This is a genomic window from Amycolatopsis dendrobii (assembly GCF_014145675.1).
GTDB lineage: Bacteria > Actinomycetota > Actinomycetes > Mycobacteriales > Pseudonocardiaceae > Amycolatopsis > Amycolatopsis dendrobii.
The window spans coordinates 560,547-575,856 of record NZ_JACGZW010000004.1; the positions used below are offsets into that span (position 1 = coordinate 560,547).

The window sequence follows — 15,310 nt, forward strand, 5'->3', positions numbered from 1 at the left end:
CCGATCTGTCGGGGAATGGGAGTGGTGGTGCGTCAGCGCGCCCCGCCTCGTATGGCAGCGGTGGCGACCTGGTCGATCCCCCCGTCGTCGATGACGACGCCGTAGTCCCGGGCAGCCCCCTCGCGGGTGACCTTGCCGTCCAGGACGTCTTCGAGCACCCGCTCCGGCTCCCGGCCGAACGGATGTCCGTGCCCGCCCCCGCCCGCGGTCACGTGCCGGTGCCGGGTGCCTGCGGTCATGGCGAAATGCGGTTTGGACGCCAGCACGCGTTCTCCCGGACCGCCTTGGTCGAGGACGTTGAGCGACGGGGTTCCCGGCGCGCCGCCGGCCAGCCCGTACGGCAGGAACTTCCGCCGGTCGGACCGGATCTGCACGCTGGCCTCGGAGGCCAGCAGCGTCATGTCGCGGAACGTCGCGAGCCCGCCGCGCCAGCGTCCCGCACCGCCGCTGTCGGGCAGGTAGCCGTAGCCGTCGATGCGCAGGTGGCCGGAGCGTTCGAGTTCTTCGACCGGGGTGTTGGTCAGGTTCGCGCCCAGCGAGCTGATCCCGTCGACGCCGTCGCGGTCGGGCCGGGCGCCCCACGCGCCGGCGAGCGGATCCCACAGCACCATGGATTCGCCGTCCGGTCCGACCAGCCCGATCGCGATTCCGTCCGGACCGCCCTCGCCCGCGGCGGGCACCCGGTCCGGGAACACCGGCGCGAGGGCGCCGAGCACCGCGTCGATGATCCGGAAACCGACCAGCCCGCGGGCGCCGCGCGCGGCCGGGCGCTGTCCATTGAGGATGGACGCTTCCGGGATGACGAAGCTGAACGGGCGGTAGAACCCGCTGTTCGCCGGGATGTCGGAGGCGAGGACGCCTTGCAGCGCGGCGTAGGCGGCGGAGCGGGTGAACGATTCGGTCGCGTTGAGCGCGGAGCCGACCTGCGGAGAGGAACCGGTGAAGTCGAGTTCGATCCCGGCGTCCGACAGCGTCGCTTTGACGCGGATCGGGATCGGCCCGGAGCCGAGTCCGTCGTCGTCGATGTGGTCGGTGAACTCGTACGTGCCGGGCACGGCGTCGGCGAGCGCGGCGCGCAGAAGCGTTTCGGAGTAGTCGAGCAGTTCGTCGATCAGGTCAGCGAGCCGTTCGGCGCCGTGGCGGGCGGCGAGGGCGCGCAGTCCTTCGGCTCCGGTGTGGCAGGCGGCCAGCTGGGATTCCAAGTCGCCGCGCAGGAGTTCCGGTTCGCGGACGTTGCGCAGCAGCACGCGCAGGAAGGTTTCGTTCGTGGTGCCCGCGTCGATCAGCCGCGCCGGTGGGATCTGAATTCCCTCGGCGAAGATATTAGTGGACTGGACTGCCATCGACCCGGCCGCCCAGCCGCCGACGTCGGTGTGGTTGACGACAGTGACCGCGAAGCCGAGCAGCGTTTCGTCCGCGAACACCGGGGAAACAGCGAAGATGTCCGGCAGGTGCATGCCGCCGAGCGACGGGTCGTTGAGCAGGTAGAGGTCGCCGGGCCGGACCGAGTCGCCGAACTCGGCGAAGATCGCTTCCATCGCGGCCGGAATGGACCCGAGGTGCACCGGCAGCGTGTTCGCCTGCGCGATGACCCGGCCGCGGGCGTCGCACAGCGCGGCGGAGAAGTCCATGCTGGACGCGACGAGTTGCGAATGCGCGGTGCGCAGGATGGTGATCGCCATTTCGTCGGCGATCCCGGTGACGGCGTTGCGGAAGACCTCGAACGTCACGGCGTCGCGGATCATGCGGCACTCCAGGTGATCACGATGTTGTTGAACCGGTCGCGGTGCGCCTGCGCGCCGGGCGGGACGAGGGTGGTGGCGTCCATGTCCTCGATGATCATCGGTCCGTCCGTCGGTTCGGCGCCGAGCGCGGACCTGGTGATGACTGGTGCGGAAACTGTTTCGGCGAACCGGCATTCGCGTGTCTTCGGTGCCGTGCTCTCGGTCTCCGGCAGGGCCAGTACGTCCGAAATGGACACTGGAGTCGGCTGCCTGCCGCGCACGCGGAGGTTCACGGGCTCGACCAGGCCGTCGGTGCCCGCGCGGCCGTAGGTGCGCTTGTGCTCGGCGTGGAACCGGGCGCGGGTTTCGGCGAGCAAGTCCTCGGTCAGTTCGCCGTCGGGGACGCGGATCCGCAGTTCGAAGCGCTGTCCGCGGTAGCGCATGTCCAGCAGCCGGTCCACGGCCGCGTCCTCGCCGAGTTCCTCGCGTACCTTCGCGGACAGCCGCGCGAATTCCTCGGCGAGCGCTGGTATCTCAGCGAATTCGGCGCGGTAGGGCGAAAGTTCGTGGCGTTCGGTGTCGGCGACGAGCAGGCCGAGACTGCTGAAGAGCCCGGGATGCACCGGTACGAGCACGGTGTCGATGCCCAGTTCACGGGCCAGCGCGGCGGCGTACAGCGGACCCGCGCCGCCGAACGCGACCATGGTGGCCTCTCGCGGATCCCTGCCTCGTTCGCTGGTCACCGCTTTGACCGCGGTTGTCATACTAGAGACGGCGACCTGATATGCCCCGCGCGCCGTTCCGGGGATGTCGTCGCCCAGTTGTCCGGCCACTGTGGACAGTGCCTTTTCGGCGAGGTCCGGGTGGAGCGCGACGCGGCCGCCTGCCAGAGACTGCGGACTGAGATATCCCAGTGTGACGTTGGCATCCGTCAGGGTCGGCAGTGCGCCGCCCTGGCCATAGCAGGCCGGGCCCGGCCGGGACCCGGCGCTCGCCGGTCCGACGTGCAGCGCGCCCGCCGGGTCGACGGAGATGATGCTGCCGCCGCCGGACCCGACCTCCGCGATGTCGATCGACGGGGCCCGCACCGGATAACCGGCCCCGGAGCTGAGCCCGCGCGCCACGTTCATCCCGCCGCCGACCTCGTAATCCGCCGAGACGAACGGTTCCCCGTGCTCGATCAGCGAGGCCTTCGCCGTGGTTCCGCCCATGTCGAAAGCGACCACTGTGGACAGACCGATCAGCTGCGCGAGCTTCTGCACCGCGGTGACCCCGGCGGCCGGGCCGGACTCGATGATCTGCACCGGCCGTTGCGCGACCGAAGCCGCGTCGAGCAGACCCCCGCTGGACTGCATGACCAGCAGCGGAGCCTGGACGTTTTCGGCGCGCAGTCCCGCTTCCAGCCGGGTGAGGTAACCGTGCACCGCCGGGCCGACGTAAGCGTTGACCGTCGCCGTGCTGGTGCGTTCGAATTCGTGCGGCTGCGGGGAAACGTCGACCGACGCGGTGACGTAGACCTCCGGCAGTTCGGCACGCAGCAGTTCGGCGACCCGCCGCTCCTCGTCCGGCCGGACGTAGGAATTGAGCAGGCACACGGCGATCGCCTCGATGCCGTCCACGCGCAGTTGTGCGGCCAGCGCCCGGACTTCGTCCGCGTCGGTCGCGGGGGAGAGTTGCCCGTCGGCCGTGATGCGCTGGTCGAGTTCGTAGCGATTCCTCCGGCGCGCCAGCGGCTGCGGCTTCGACCACGAGAGGTCGTAGAGCGCGGGACGCCGCAGCCGTCCGATTTCCAGCACGTCGCGGAAGCCCCGGGTGGTGACCACCGCGGTCCGGACGCCGCTCATCGAAAGGATCGCGTTGGTGGCCACGGTCGTGCCGTGCAGCATCGCGACGACTGACTCCGGTCGCGTTCCAGCGGAGGCCAGCACCGCGGTCGTCGCCGTCACGACGCCCGCGCCGTACTCGGGCGGCGTCGACGGCACCTTCATCGGGACGACCTCGCCTGCCGGGCCCAGCGCGATGACGTCGGTGAACGTGCCGCCGATGTCGGCGCCGACCCGCCAGCCGGCCGGTCGAGGATCGTGACTGCGAGGCACTGCGATCTCCTTCGTTCAGCGAGCGACTGGGATCACAGTAGGACTGAGTTGAGATATCAGCAAGCAGCAGTTGCCATTTTTTAATTCAGAACTGGTCGTAGCAGAGGTGGTCGGCAAGTAGTGCGGAGGCGCTCGGATGCGGCGTGGTTCAGTGCCTGGACCTGCGAGGTTTACGGTCTTGCCGCTCGGTCGGCCACCTCCGGTCGCTCGTCAGGTCGCGGTCGGCAGCGTGGGTGACAAGCGGTCCGGGGAGCTGCGGTGAGCGCGGCAGAGGTTCGATGCGAGGGCGTCGCGGCCGTGGCGTCGTTCGTGGTGAAGTGCTCGGCCAGGAGGGCTTCCGCCGTGGTTATGCGTCGAAGGCGAGCACCGCGTCGAGCAGTTCCTCCGGGGTTTCGACCTGCGGCAGATGCCCGGTGCGGGGAAGCACGGTGAAGGTCGCGCCCCGGATCGCGGCGGCGTACGCCTTGCCGTACTGCGGGTCGGCGATGCGATCGCTCTCGCCCCAGAGGACGTGGACGGGGATGTCCGCTTTGCCTAGTCGCTCGGCCAGCGTCGGGTCGGTCATCGCCGGGCCGGCATAGCCCACCAGTGCGGCGACATCCGGGCTCGGGCCGGTGCCGCCGGCGGGCGGGACCGGCGCTTTCGCCGGGTCATGGAACGAGAATTGCTGGATTTCGGCGACGGTTTTGCCGCGGACGTCGGCCAGCGGATGCCCGGCGACCTCGATGCCGATGCCGTCGACGACCACTGCGCGGCTGACGCGCGGGCTGTGCAGCAGGGCGATTTCCGCGGCCAGCCAGCCGCCGAAGGAGTTGCCCACCACGGTGACGTCCGAGACGTCGAGGTGGTCGAGCAGTGCGACGTACGCCTTGGCCAGCGCGGTGACGTCGGTGAGTTCGGCGGCTTTCGGCGTGCTGTTGAAGCCGGGATGGGTGGGCAGCAGGACTCGCGAGCGGGTGCGGTCGGCCAGCAACTCGGCGAAGCCGGCCATCGTCGCGACGCCGCCTCCGCCGTGCAGCAGCAGGAATGTCCGGGTCCGGTCGTGGTCTTCGACAGTGATCTCGACCGGTCCGGCCAAGGGGAACTGGAGTGTCCGGGAAGAAGTCATATCAGGAACCTTATATAAGGAAGCTGATATAAGCAACCTGTGGTGGACGAGGGTAGGCTCCCCGGCCATGAGGTACCGCCACGCCGACGTCGCTCTGGCCGTCAAGCGCCTGCAGCATCGTCATCACCGCGCGCTGAGCCAGGCGCTGCAGCCGCTCGGGCTGTCGCTCGTGCAGTGGGATACCTTGCGGCACTTGGCCAATCACCCGGATGCGTCGCTGCACGACCTCGCCGTGCTGACCTTCCAGACCGACCAGTCCTTCGGCACGCTGGCCGCGCGAATGGTCGATCGCGGCCTGATCGAGCGGGTGCCGGGACCGGGTCGCGCGGTGCGGCATCGGCTCACGGAGAAGGGCGCGGAGCTGCGGGCGGCGGGACAGGAACTGGTGGACGTCGTGGTGAAGACGTCGTTGAGCCGGCTTTCGGCGGCTCAGCTCAATGAACTGGGCGCGTTGCTGGATGTCGCGCTCGAGGAGGATCCGGCGTAACCGGTCAGCCGGTCGGCGAAGGCGCGCGTCTGGTCGCGGAGCGCGTCCGGCCGCTCGATGACGAACGGGCGGTCGAGTGCGGCGAGCCGCGGCGGGATCCAGTCGAGGCGTTCGGCCCGGATTCGCGCGCGGACCCACCGGTCATCGGCTTCCAGGATGGCGATGGACGGCGGGAACACGGCGCGGATTTCCTCTGCGGTCGCGCGGATCCGCACTGCTATGTCGTGCCGGTGCGGTGCTTCGGCGAGGCCGGTCAGCACCTGGTGGGCGGGGTCGAAATCCGTTGGGGCGCTGAAAGTTCCGTCCTGCGGTTCGGCCCGCTCGATCCGGTCGACGCGGAAGGTGCGCACTTGTCCGGCACTTGAGTCGAAGCCGGTGAGATACCAACGCCCGGAATGTGCCACGACACCGTACGGCTCGACGACACGTTCGCTGCTTCGGCCGTGCGCCGCGGTGTAGGCGAGTTTGACCGGACGCTGGTCGCGCGCTGCCTCCGCGACCGCGAGGAGCACCTCTGCCTCCGCAGTGAGCGAGGGACGGGCGGGCGTGGTGAAGTCGGCGACCTCCAGCAAGGCGTCGAGGCGACGGCCGAGTGCTTCGGGCAGCACCCGGCGGACCTTCGCTACCGCGCTCTCCGCAGCCGCGACTGACGTGGTGACCAGTCCCGCGCGCCGTCCCGCGACCAGTCCGAGCAGTACCGCGAGCGCCTCTTCGTCAGTGAGCATGAGCGGCGGCATCCGGTAGCCGGGGGCGAGCCGGTACCCGCCGTAGCGGCCGCGTACGGAGCGGACCGGAATGTCCAGGTCGAGCAGGTGCTCGACGTACCGGCGGACGGTGCGTTCGTCCACGTCCAGCCGCCCGGCGAGTTCGGCGACGGTCCGGGTGCCGCCGCCCTGAAGGATCTCCAGCAGCGCCAGCACGCGGGCGATCGGCCGGGTCATGCGGAGAATTCTCGCAATACCGGGCGGATCCTGTCCACTATTGCTTCTAGCGTGGCCGCCAAGCAACCAGAGAGGAATGTGGCCGTGCAGGTGACTTCTGTCCGCATCATCACCGGTGACGTCGACCGTCTGACGTCCTTTTACGAGCAGGTGACCGGCCTCGTGGCGAGCCGTCCGGCGAAGCAGTTCGCCGAGTTCGCCGGCGCGGCCGCGACGCTGGCGATCGGCAGCGCCGAGACGATGGCGCTGTTCAGCGCGGGCGCGGCGGTGCCGCAATCGAACCGGACCGTCATCCTGGAGTTCCTGGTCGAGGACGTCGACCGGGAGTTCGCGCGGCTCCGCCCGCTGCTCGCCGAGGTCGTCCAGGAGCCGACGACGATGCCGTGGGGCAACCGTTCGCTGCTGTTCCGCGACCCGGACGGCAACCTGGTCAACCTGTTCGCGCCGCAGACCGAGCAGGCCCGCGCCCGGCTCGCCAGGTAACGGGAAAACGCCTCGCCTGAACGCCCGGCGACCGGCCAGGATCGCCGCATGACACGTGCGCTTCTGCTGGACCGGTTCCGCTGGGTCGACGGACATGCCGACCTCTGGCCGGTTTTCCGGGACGCCGTCGCGTTCGCCGAGGTGGTCAAGGCGCTGGCCGAGCCGTTCCGGGACGCGGGCGTGACCGCGGTGTGCGGGATCGAATCGCGCGGCTTCCTGCTCGGCGGCGCCGTCGCGGTGGAACTGGGCGTCGGGTTCGCCGCGGTCCGCAAGGCCGCCGGGCTGTTCCCCGGCGAGAAGCTGACCCGCGAAACCGACCCGGACTACCGGGGTCTCCGACACGTCCTGCGGATGCAGCGGTCGGCGCTGTCGCCCGGCGACCGGCTGGTGCTGGTGGACGACTGGATCGAGACGGGCAGCCAGGCGTCGGCGGTGCGCGACCTGGTGAGCGAGGCGGGCGCGGAGCTGGTCGGCTGCGCGGTGCTGGTCGATCAGCTCGACCCGGCGCTGCGCTCGCGCTTCGGGCGGCTGCATTCGTTGCTGGCCAAGGACGAACTGCCGGAGGAGTGACTAACGCTGGCGCAGCAGCTCCGGCGACCGGCCGCTCGTTTCCTTGCCGCCGCGGAGGACCTGCGCCCGTCCGGCACCGGGCCAGCTGTTGACCCAGCTCGAGCCCAGGATCCCCTTGGCTTGCTTCTTCAACGGAGCCAGCAGCCGGGCGCTTTCGCGATACGTACCCGTTGACGCGCCGGTCTGGACGAGGCTCGCCAGGGACAGTGTGACCGGCACCCCGTCGGCGGACCAGTCGTGGCCGAGTACGGCGTCGGCGAGGGCCGTGATGTCTTCGACGCCGCACACGACCAGGAAATCGTCGCCGCCGACGTGGCCGACGGTGACGTCGCCGAGCCGCCGGGCGTGGTCGGTCAGCCCCCGGCCGATGGCGCGGATCAGGTCGTCGCCCGCGGCGAACCCGGCGGTGTCGTTGAGCCGTTTGAAGTGGTCGATGTCCAGCCAGGCCACGACGAACGGCCGTCCGGCTCCTGCCCGGCGGGCGACGTCCTGTGCGATCGCGTCGCTGCCGGGCAGCCGGGTCAGCGGGTTGAGCGCGACCGCGGCCTCGACCTTCACCGCGGCCATCCGGCGCATCACCTCGTTCGGCCGCACCACGCCCTGGTAACGGCCGGACTTGTCGGTCACGACGAGGTCGTCGCCGCTGTTCTCGGCTCCGCCGTCGGCGATGAGCTCGAGCAGTTCCCGGGTGCCGGTGTCGATCCGGACCAGCCGCGGCGGGCCGGCCAGTTTCGCGGCGGGCTTCCCGGAATACAACGCGTGCCCGTACCGGCCGGTCACCGCGAGCAGGAACCGCATCCGGTCGATCGTCCACTGTGGACGCGCCTGCTGGTCGAGCCCGACGATGGCCTTCGGCGCGTGCTCGGCGGACAGGATCGCGTGGACGTCGTCGCACGTCGCGTCGTCCGGGAGGGTCTTGGCCTGGCGGAGGAATTCCGGGATCCGCAGTCCGGCGGCGGGCGAAACGGCCGCGGCGCCCGGCTGGTCGCCGCGTTCGGCGGCGGGCAGCACTCGCTCGGGAGCGGCGGTCGCGAACAGATTCCCTTGAACCAGGCGGATTCCGGAGCGCCGGGCGAGGTCGAGCTCCGCGTCGTTCTCGATCCCGGTCGCGACGAGCCGCAGGTCGGTTTGCGCGGCGAACTGCACCAGCGCCTCGACGAGCGCGACGGTCGCCGCGTTCGACGGGAGCCGGCGCAGCGTCGCGCGGTCCAGCTTGATCATCTCGATCGGCGCTTCGGCGAGCAGGTTCATCGGCAGGCCTGCCGCGCCGAGCCGGTCGAAGGCCAGCCGGAAGCCCAGGTCGCGGAGCCGGTTCAGGCCCTGCAGCAGGGTTCCCGGATTCGGGATCGCGAGCGGAGCGGTGATTTCCAGCACGACGTCGGCGGCCCGGCGGCCGGTGCGTTCCAGGGTCTGGAGCAGCGGGATGAACCGCTCGGCGGGCGCGCCGGCGGCGCTGGCGCTCAGGTTCAGGTGCAGGGACACCCCGGCCGCGTTCGGCGGGACCGCCGCGGCCGCGCGTGCCACGAGGTCGAGGTCGGCGTCGATCAGCTGGGCCTGGTCGCCCGCCGCGTCGAGGAGATCCTGTACCCAGCCGGCGCCCGGATGCCCGACCGCTTCGACTGCGACAGCCGAGCCGCTGTAGAGGCTGTACAGCGGCTCGAAGGCGAAACGAACCTGGTCGGCGGGGGCGAGCACACGCAGATCCTCGCCTGGAACGCACGGATCTCCATGAAACCGTTATCTCCCGTTGACCTGCCCAGTCGGCGGCTGAACCGGAAAAGTCTTCGGGATCGGGTGCTGTGCTTGGGATTCGCGACCGCGCGGAACAAACTCCCGGTATGGCCCGTGACTACCATCACAAACCGGCTACGCAGGGCGCTGACCAGGCGTGACGGCTCGGCCACTGGAGCGAGGCGGCTGCGGCGAGGGGGTCGGCGTTTACTGCCGGGTGCGCCAGGATCCGTGAAATGCCCGGTTTGTTGCCACGTGGCCGGTTCTTGATATTCGCGAGGGCCGCCCTGAACGAATCAGAGTCCCTCACGGCGCGCCGAGGCGCTAGGCCAGGACACCGCGGATGTACCGAAGGTCGCCCATGCGCAGATCGTCGTCTTGCAGCGGCGGGAGACCGTTGGCCGCGAGCAGTTCCCGGACCGTGCTTCCGTGCACCGTCCAGCCGAGCCCGCTCAGATACGGACCCGCCTCGTTGCGCTCGCCGAAGTAGCGCAACCTCGTCATGTCGGTGTCGAAACCCTCGCCGCGCCATTGTTCGGAGATGCGGTCGAGGCGTTCCTTCGTCTTGGCCTCGTCGCCGGGGCGCGGGTTGGGCCGGTTTTCGGTGGCGACGCGGCTTCCCGGCGCGCTCAGTTCGGTGATGGTGTCCAGCAAGCGATCTTGCGCTTCGGGCGGCAGGTAGCCGAGCAGGCCTTCGGCGCTCCACGCGGTCGGCTGGGCCGGGTCGAAACCGGCGGCGCGCAGGGCGGCGGGCCAGTCTTCGCGCAGGTCGACGGCGACCGGCCGCCGGTCGGCGGTGGGCACGGCGCCAAGGCCGGCCAGGGTGCGGGCCTTGAATTCGACCACCGGCTCCTGGTCGATCTCGTACACCGCGGTTCCGTTCGGCCAGGGCAGCCGGTACGAACGGGAGTCCAATCCGGACGCCAGGATCACGGCCTGGCTGATGCCCGCGGCGGCCGCGTCGAGGAAGAACTCGTCGTAGAACCTGCCGCGGATCTTGGCCGCGTCGATCCAGATCTGCCCGACCAGAGCACCCGGCTCGGTCTCGCCGGACGCCAGTTTGGCGAGCAGGTCGACGCCGACTGCCTGGACGAGCGGTTCGGCGAACCGGTCCGAGAACAGTGTGCTGTCCTCGCGGGTCGCGATCGCCCGCGCCGCCGCGGCCATCGTCGCGGTCGCTCCGACGCTGGACGCCAGGTCCCAGGTGTCTCCGTCGTGCCGGGCAGAAGTCATTGCGCCGCCTTGCCTTTCGCCGGGTGCCGAGATCCGCAACCTACTCCGATCCCGACACCGTGTCGCACAGTCCGCCCAGTTTCTTCCGGCGCCGCGTCGAAGCGCCCGACCCGGCGCGCTGCGTAGCGTGCCAGGGCATGACGGCTGCTGTGCGGTTGCTGGAAACCTTGGCGCAGTGGGGAGTCGAGCACGTTTTCTGCTGTCCCGGCACGAGTGAGATACCAGTGCTCGACGCTCTTGCCACCAGACCGGGCGGACCCGAGTTCGTGCTGACCACCCACGAGGCGATCTCGGTGTCCATGGCCGACGGCTACGCGCGTGCCTCGGGTCGGATCGGTGTCGCCTACCTGCACACGAACGTCGGGGTCGCGAACGGCTTGGCGCATCTGTACGCGGCACAAGTCGCGCGTAGCAGCGTCGCGATTCTCGCCGGGATCAAGGGAACGGCGACACTCCCGCACCGCGCGCTGACGACTGCGCCGCGTTTGCTCGAAACAGCCGCGCCCTACGTGGGGCATGCCTGGCAGAACCTCCGCGCCGAGGACCTGCTTGAAGATGTCAGCCGGACGCTGTGGCATACCACGGTGATCCCGGAGCAACCGGCGATTCTCACGATCCCGCAAGACCATCTGGCCGCGGAACCTGGTGTCGCGCCACCGGTCCGCTGGGGTGCGCGGCAGGGCCCGGCCGAGGAGGCGGTCCGGCACGCGAGCGCACTGCTCGATGCGGCACGACGGCCGGTGATCGTCGCGGGATCGGACGTCGGCCGGCGCAGGGCCGAGGCGGATTTGGCGCGGTTGGCCGAGCGGCTCGGCGCACCGGTGTTCGTGGAGTCCCGGCGCGACCTCGAACGATGGTCCTTCCGCACGGATCATCCGTTGTACGCCGGATTGTTCGATCCTCGCGCGCCGATGCCGGCGGAAGCAGACCTGCTGGTGCTGGCGGGCATGCCGACGCCGCTGGAGTTCTCGGCCGAGGTCGCGGCGCTGCCGTCCGGCGTCCCGATCCTGCATCTCTCCGAAGACGCCGCCGAGCCCGGCCGTCGGTATGTCCCAGCCGGGGCGGTGGTCGGCGATACCGCGGCGGCGCTGCGCGGACTGGCTGAAGGAGTCCGCGCGCCTTCGCGGAGCGAATGGCCTGCCCGGGTGCTCAAGGACAGCGAGGACCGGCGAGCTCGCTGGGCGGCTGAAGTCCCGCTGGACGGGGAATTCAGTGCTGCGGCGGCGATGCGCACCCTCGCAGATGTCATTGGCGGGCAACGGCTGCTGGTCCTCGACGCGGTCACCTCGACGCTGCCGTTGCTGCGGTTTCTCCAGCGCACGCGAGCGGATTCGCTGTTCGCCACTGCGAGCGGTTCGCTTGGCTGGGGAATGGGCGCTGCGGCGGGTGTGGCGATGGCGCGACGCGAGCGCGTGCTCGCGGTGGTCGGCGACGGCGTGGTCCAGTTCGGCGTGCCCGCGTTCTGGACCGTGGCGCGCTACCGGCTGCCGGTGACCTATCTCGTGGTGAACAACGGGAAGTACCAAGCAGTGGTCGCCGGGATGCGGAAAAGCGGAGGTGAGCGGGCGGACTATCCGCTCACTGACATCAGCGGCGTGGAGATCGCCGCGCTGGCGACCGCGTTCGGCATCAAGGCGACGACGGTCGACGGGGCCGCTGGGCTGCGGGCCGCTCTCGCCGAGGAAGCGGGGCCGGAGGACGGACCTCGGTTGATCGAGGTCCGTGTGAACGACCAGCTGTGGCAGTGATTCCGACACCGTGTTCAGTCGCGGGCGCGGGATTTGCGTCGCCGAGGCGATGAACCGAGGGCTCGCGCCGACCTAGCATCGCGGCGATCTCCGCACCCGCACCAGGATTGGCAGGCGACGCACATGGCCCGATGGGATCTCAGCGAGGCAGACGGGCATATCTACTCCGGCGGCTGGCGTACCGGAGGGGGCGGCACGGAACCGGTTGTCTCACCGGGCGACGGCGGGAAAGTGGGTCTGGCTGGCATCGCCGACCAGCACGACGTCGAACGGGCCGGAGCACGCGCCGCGCAAGCGCAAGCCGAGTGGGGCCGCGCGTCGTACCGCGAGCGGGCCGACGTCCTCACCCGGGCCGCGGACGCCTTGCGCGACATCCGCGCTGACGTCGAGGACGTGCTCGTGCGTGAAAGCGGCTCGCTTCCGGCCAAGGCGAAGCACGAAGTCGACAAAGCGATCGACGAACTGATCGCCGGGGCCGGACTGGTCACGATGTCGCAGGGCGATCTGCTTCCGGTGGAAGACCCGGCGACGCTGGGATTGGCTCGGCGGATCCCGGTCGGCGTCGTCGGGGTGATCGCGCCCTGGAACGCGCCGTTGATGCTCGCCATGCGTTCGGTCGCGCCGGCGCTCGCGCTGGGCAATGCGGTGCTGGTCAAACCGGACGCGAAGACCGCGTTCTCCGGCGGTGCGGTGCTCGCGCGCGTCTTCGGACAAGCCGGTCTGCCGGACGGCGTGGTGCACGTACTGCCCGGCGGTGCGGCGACCGGCGAGGCGGTGGTGCGTTCGCCGCACACGAACGCGGTCTCGTTCACCGGCTCGTCCGCCGCGGGCCGCCGGGTCGGCGAGATCGCGGGCGGCCTGCTCAAGCGGGTGGTGCTCGAACTCGGCGGCAACAACGCGTTCATCGTTCTGGCCGACGCGGACCTCGACCGCGCGGTGGCCGCTGGAGCCGGCGGAACTTTCCGGCACCAGGGCCAGATCTGCATGGCGACCGGACGGCATCTCGTCCACGAAAGCATCGCCGACGAATACGTCGCGCGGCTCAAAGCGGCAGCGGAGAAACTGCGGCTCGGCGATCCGAAGACTCCCGGGACGACGCTCGGTCCGCTGATCACGACCGCGCAGGCCGAGCGGGTGCACGGCATCGTCGAGGCCGCGGTCTCCGACGGCGCGCGGGTCGTGCACGGGGCCACGCACGACGGCGCGTTCTACCAGCCGACCGTGCTCGACGGCGTAACAGTTGACAACGCAGCTTTCCGAAGTGAGATCTTTGGCCCGGTCGCCCCGGTAACCCGGTTCTCGACCGAAGAAGAAGCGCTCGAACTCGCCAACGCGACCGAATACGGCCTGTCCGCGGCGATCCACAGCCGCGACGTCGCGCGCGCCCTCGGTTTCGCGTCCCGGTTGCGGGCCGGGATGGTCGCCCTCAACGGCCAGACCATCTACGACGCCGCGCACATCCCGATGGGCGGCCTCGGCGCGTCCGGCAACGGCGGACGGCACGGCGGGCACTGGAATCTGGACGAGTTCACCTACTGGCAATGGGTGACGGTCCCGACGATCCAGTCGTAAGCGGTTCCGACACCGCGTCGGACTTTCCTACACGGTGTCGGAGGTCCGCCGCGGAGATTCCCGCAGCGGACCGATTCCCCGGCGCCGCGATTTCCGTAGCTTCGAATCGTCGCCCGGTGCGGGCCCGTCACAGCCAAAGGAGTCGGAGTACATGGACATTTCCGGTGCCACCGGGGCGCTCACCGGCGAACAGTACAAAAAGAGCCTGAACGACGGCCGCGAGGTCTGGCTCGACGGCAAGCGCATCGGGAACGTCGCCGAACACCCCGCGCTCAAGCCGACCGTCGACGAGTTCGCCCGGCTGCTCGACCTGCGGTTCGCCACCCCCGAGGGGCGGGCGGCGACCCTGTTCAAGTCCGAGGAGACCGGCAACGAGGTCAGCTACGCGTTTTCGCTGCCGAAGACCCCGGAGGAATTGCGCGCCAAATTCGCCGCGTCGGAATGGTGGATGCGGGAAAGTCTGGGGCAGCTCGGCCGTTCTCCCGACTTCATGTCGAATGTCGCGGCCGGACTCGCCGATTACGCCGACGAACTCGACCAGAACCGCGCGGGTTTCGGCCAGAACGCCCGGGATTACCGCCGGTTCGCGATGGAACACGACCTCGTCCTGACCCACGCTCTCGGCGACCCGCAGATCGACCGCAGCGCCAGTCCGCTCGACGATCCGGATCTCGCCCTGCGCGTCGTGGAGGAGCGCGAGGACGGCGTAATTCTGCGCGGTGCGAAGCAACTCGCCACTCTCGCGCCGTTCTCCCACGAGGTGCTGGTGTACCTCAACGGCGTCACCGCTGCCCGCGGCGCGGAGGACTTCGTCATCTGGTTCGCGCTGCCGATGAACACGCCGGGCCTGAAGATCCTGCTGCGCGAACCGCTCGGCGCACCGGAGAGCGGGCACTCGCACCCGCTCGGCAACCGGTACGACGAACAGGACGCGATGCTGTTCTTCGACGACGTTTTCCTTCCGCGCGAACGCATCTTCCTGCTCGGCGACTCCCTGCGCGCGCTCAAGGGCCTCGGCCGGATCAACGTCTGGAGCCTGCAGAGCACACACATCCGCTTCCTCGCCCGGATGAAGTTCTTCACCTCGGTCGCGAAGAAACTCGCGCACTCCATCGGCGTGGACACCTTCCGCGGCATCCAGGAACAGCTGGGCGAACTCATCTCTTACGTCCAGACGCTCGAACTGGCGATCAAGGGCGCGGAGGCCGCCGCTGTCGTGACGCCGGGCGGGCACCTCGCGCCGAGCAATACCAACGGCGTCGGCTTCTGGTCGGCTGACATCTCAGCGCGGATGGTTCAGATCTTGCGCCAGGTCGCCGCGTCCGGCCTCATCATGCAGCCGACCGAAGCCGACCTGGCGAACCCGGAACTGCGCCCGTTCCTGGACCTCTACATGCGCGGCCACGACATCGGCGCGGCGGAGAAGGCGCGGCTGTTCCGGCTCGGCTGGGAGCTCGCCGGCTCGAGTTTCGGGATGCGCCAGGAACTTTACGAGTACCTGCACCGCGGCGACCCCGGCGCCGGCCGCACCCGGCTGCTGCGCTTCTACGACACGTCGGCGACGGACGCGCGCGTCGACGAACTCATCAGCAAGCCGCTCGTCTGAGACGCAAGGAG

12 protein-coding genes are annotated in these 15,310 nt (G+C 69.9%); 6 read left to right on the forward strand and 6 right to left on the reverse strand.

Going from position 1 to position 15,310, the window contains the following annotated elements:
• Positions 1–32 precede the first annotated feature (32 nt).
• From H4281_RS14380 to H4281_RS14390, 3 genes are all read right to left on the reverse strand, one after another.
• Positions 33–1,745 carry a hydantoinase B/oxoprolinase family protein gene (locus tag H4281_RS14380; protein WP_182891377.1) on the reverse strand — a complete coding sequence of 571 codons (1,713 nt, stop codon included), beginning with the start codon at positions 1,743–1,745 and terminating at the stop codon, positions 33–35.
• Positions 1,742–3,820, reverse strand: coding sequence for a hydantoinase/oxoprolinase family protein (locus tag H4281_RS14385; protein ID WP_182891378.1), 2,079 nt, complete (start codon positions 3,818–3,820; stop codon positions 1,742–1,744). Before H4281_RS14385 ends, H4281_RS14380 begins: the two co-directional genes overlap by 4 nt.
• 346 nt (positions 3,821–4,166) lie before the next feature.
• Positions 4,167–4,928, reverse strand: coding sequence for an alpha/beta fold hydrolase (locus H4281_RS14390; protein ID WP_182891379.1), 762 nt, complete (start codon positions 4,926–4,928; stop codon positions 4,167–4,169).
• 67 nt (positions 4,929–4,995) lie between these two features.
• Between H4281_RS14390 and H4281_RS14395 the strand changes: the two genes are divergently transcribed.
• The gene (locus tag H4281_RS14395) at positions 4,996–5,415 is read left to right on the forward strand and encodes a MarR family winged helix-turn-helix transcriptional regulator (RefSeq protein WP_182891380.1); all 420 of its coding nucleotides are present in this window, start codon (positions 4,996–4,998) and stop codon (positions 5,413–5,415) included.
• Here the strand turns inward: H4281_RS14395 and H4281_RS14400 are convergent.
• Positions 5,358–6,356, reverse strand: coding sequence for a helix-turn-helix transcriptional regulator (locus H4281_RS14400; protein WP_182891381.1), 999 nt, complete (start codon positions 6,354–6,356; stop codon positions 5,358–5,360). The genes H4281_RS14395 and H4281_RS14400 overlap by 58 nt on opposite strands.
• An 84-nt stretch (positions 6,357–6,440) precedes the next feature.
• Between H4281_RS14400 and H4281_RS14405 the strand changes: the two genes are divergently transcribed.
• Positions 6,441–6,839: a VOC family protein gene (locus H4281_RS14405; protein ID WP_182891382.1), complete on the forward strand. Its 399-nt coding sequence runs from the start codon at positions 6,441–6,443 to the stop codon at positions 6,837–6,839.
• A 48-nt stretch (positions 6,840–6,887) separates the two neighbouring features.
• Positions 6,888–7,409 (forward strand): phosphoribosyltransferase family protein, encoded by a 522-nt coding sequence (locus H4281_RS14410; protein ID WP_182891383.1) that lies wholly within the window; start codon positions 6,888–6,890, stop codon positions 7,407–7,409.
• Here the strand turns inward: H4281_RS14410 and H4281_RS14415 are convergent, their stop codons facing one another.
• On the reverse strand, positions 7,410–9,104 hold the full coding sequence (locus H4281_RS14415; RefSeq protein ID WP_182891384.1) for a bifunctional diguanylate cyclase/phosphodiesterase: 1,695 nt from the start codon (positions 9,102–9,104) through the stop codon (positions 7,410–7,412). It lies immediately after the preceding gene.
• A 360-nt stretch (positions 9,105–9,464) separates the two neighbouring features.
• On the reverse strand, positions 9,465–10,373 hold the full coding sequence (locus tag H4281_RS14420) for an SAM-dependent methyltransferase (RefSeq protein ID WP_182891385.1): 909 nt from the start codon (positions 10,371–10,373) through the stop codon (positions 9,465–9,467).
• A 137-nt stretch (positions 10,374–10,510) separates the two neighbouring features.
• Here H4281_RS14420 and H4281_RS14425 point away from each other — a divergent pair, with 137 nt between their 5' ends.
• From H4281_RS14425 to H4281_RS14435, 3 genes are all read left to right on the forward strand, one after another.
• Entirely contained in the window at positions 10,511–12,121 is a 1,611-nt protein-coding gene (locus tag H4281_RS14425; protein ID WP_182891386.1) for a thiamine pyrophosphate-binding protein, read from the forward strand.
• Between the two features lie 123 nt (positions 12,122–12,244).
• Positions 12,245–13,693, forward strand: coding sequence for an aldehyde dehydrogenase family protein (locus H4281_RS14430; protein ID WP_182891387.1), 1,449 nt, complete (start codon positions 12,245–12,247; stop codon positions 13,691–13,693).
• Positions 13,694–13,844: 151 nt separating this feature from the next.
• The gene (locus H4281_RS14435) at positions 13,845–15,299 is read left to right on the forward strand and encodes a 4-hydroxyphenylacetate 3-hydroxylase family protein (RefSeq protein WP_182891388.1); all 1,455 of its coding nucleotides are present in this window, start codon (positions 13,845–13,847) and stop codon (positions 15,297–15,299) included.
• Positions 15,300–15,310: the final 11 nt, after the last annotated feature.

Excerpts from the sequence above, each read along its gene's own strand:
- H4281_RS14380 (WP_182891377.1), bottom strand. The coding sequence starts at position 1,745 with ATGATCCGCGACGCCGTGACGTTCGAGGTCTTCCGCAACGCCGTCACC.
- H4281_RS14390 (WP_182891379.1), bottom strand. The coding sequence starts at position 4,928 with ATGACTTCTTCCCGGACACTCCAGTTCCCCTTGGCCGGACCGGTCGAG.
- H4281_RS14395 (WP_182891380.1), top strand. The coding sequence starts at position 4,996 with ATGAGGTACCGCCACGCCGACGTCGCTCTGGCCGTCAAGCGCCTGCAG.
- H4281_RS14400 (WP_182891381.1), bottom strand. The coding sequence starts at position 6,356 with ATGACCCGGCCGATCGCCCGCGTGCTGGCGCTGCTGGAGATCCTTCAG.
- H4281_RS14410 (WP_182891383.1), top strand. The coding sequence starts at position 6,888 with ATGACACGTGCGCTTCTGCTGGACCGGTTCCGCTGGGTCGACGGACAT.
- H4281_RS14420 (WP_182891385.1), bottom strand. The coding sequence starts at position 10,373 with ATGACTTCTGCCCGGCACGACGGAGACACCTGGGACCTGGCGTCCAGC.
- H4281_RS14425 (WP_182891386.1), top strand. The coding sequence starts at position 10,511 with ATGACGGCTGCTGTGCGGTTGCTGGAAACCTTGGCGCAGTGGGGAGTC.
- H4281_RS14430 (WP_182891387.1), top strand. The coding sequence starts at position 12,245 with ATGGCCCGATGGGATCTCAGCGAGGCAGACGGGCATATCTACTCCGGC.
- H4281_RS14435 (WP_182891388.1), top strand. The coding sequence starts at position 13,845 with ATGGACATTTCCGGTGCCACCGGGGCGCTCACCGGCGAACAGTACAAA.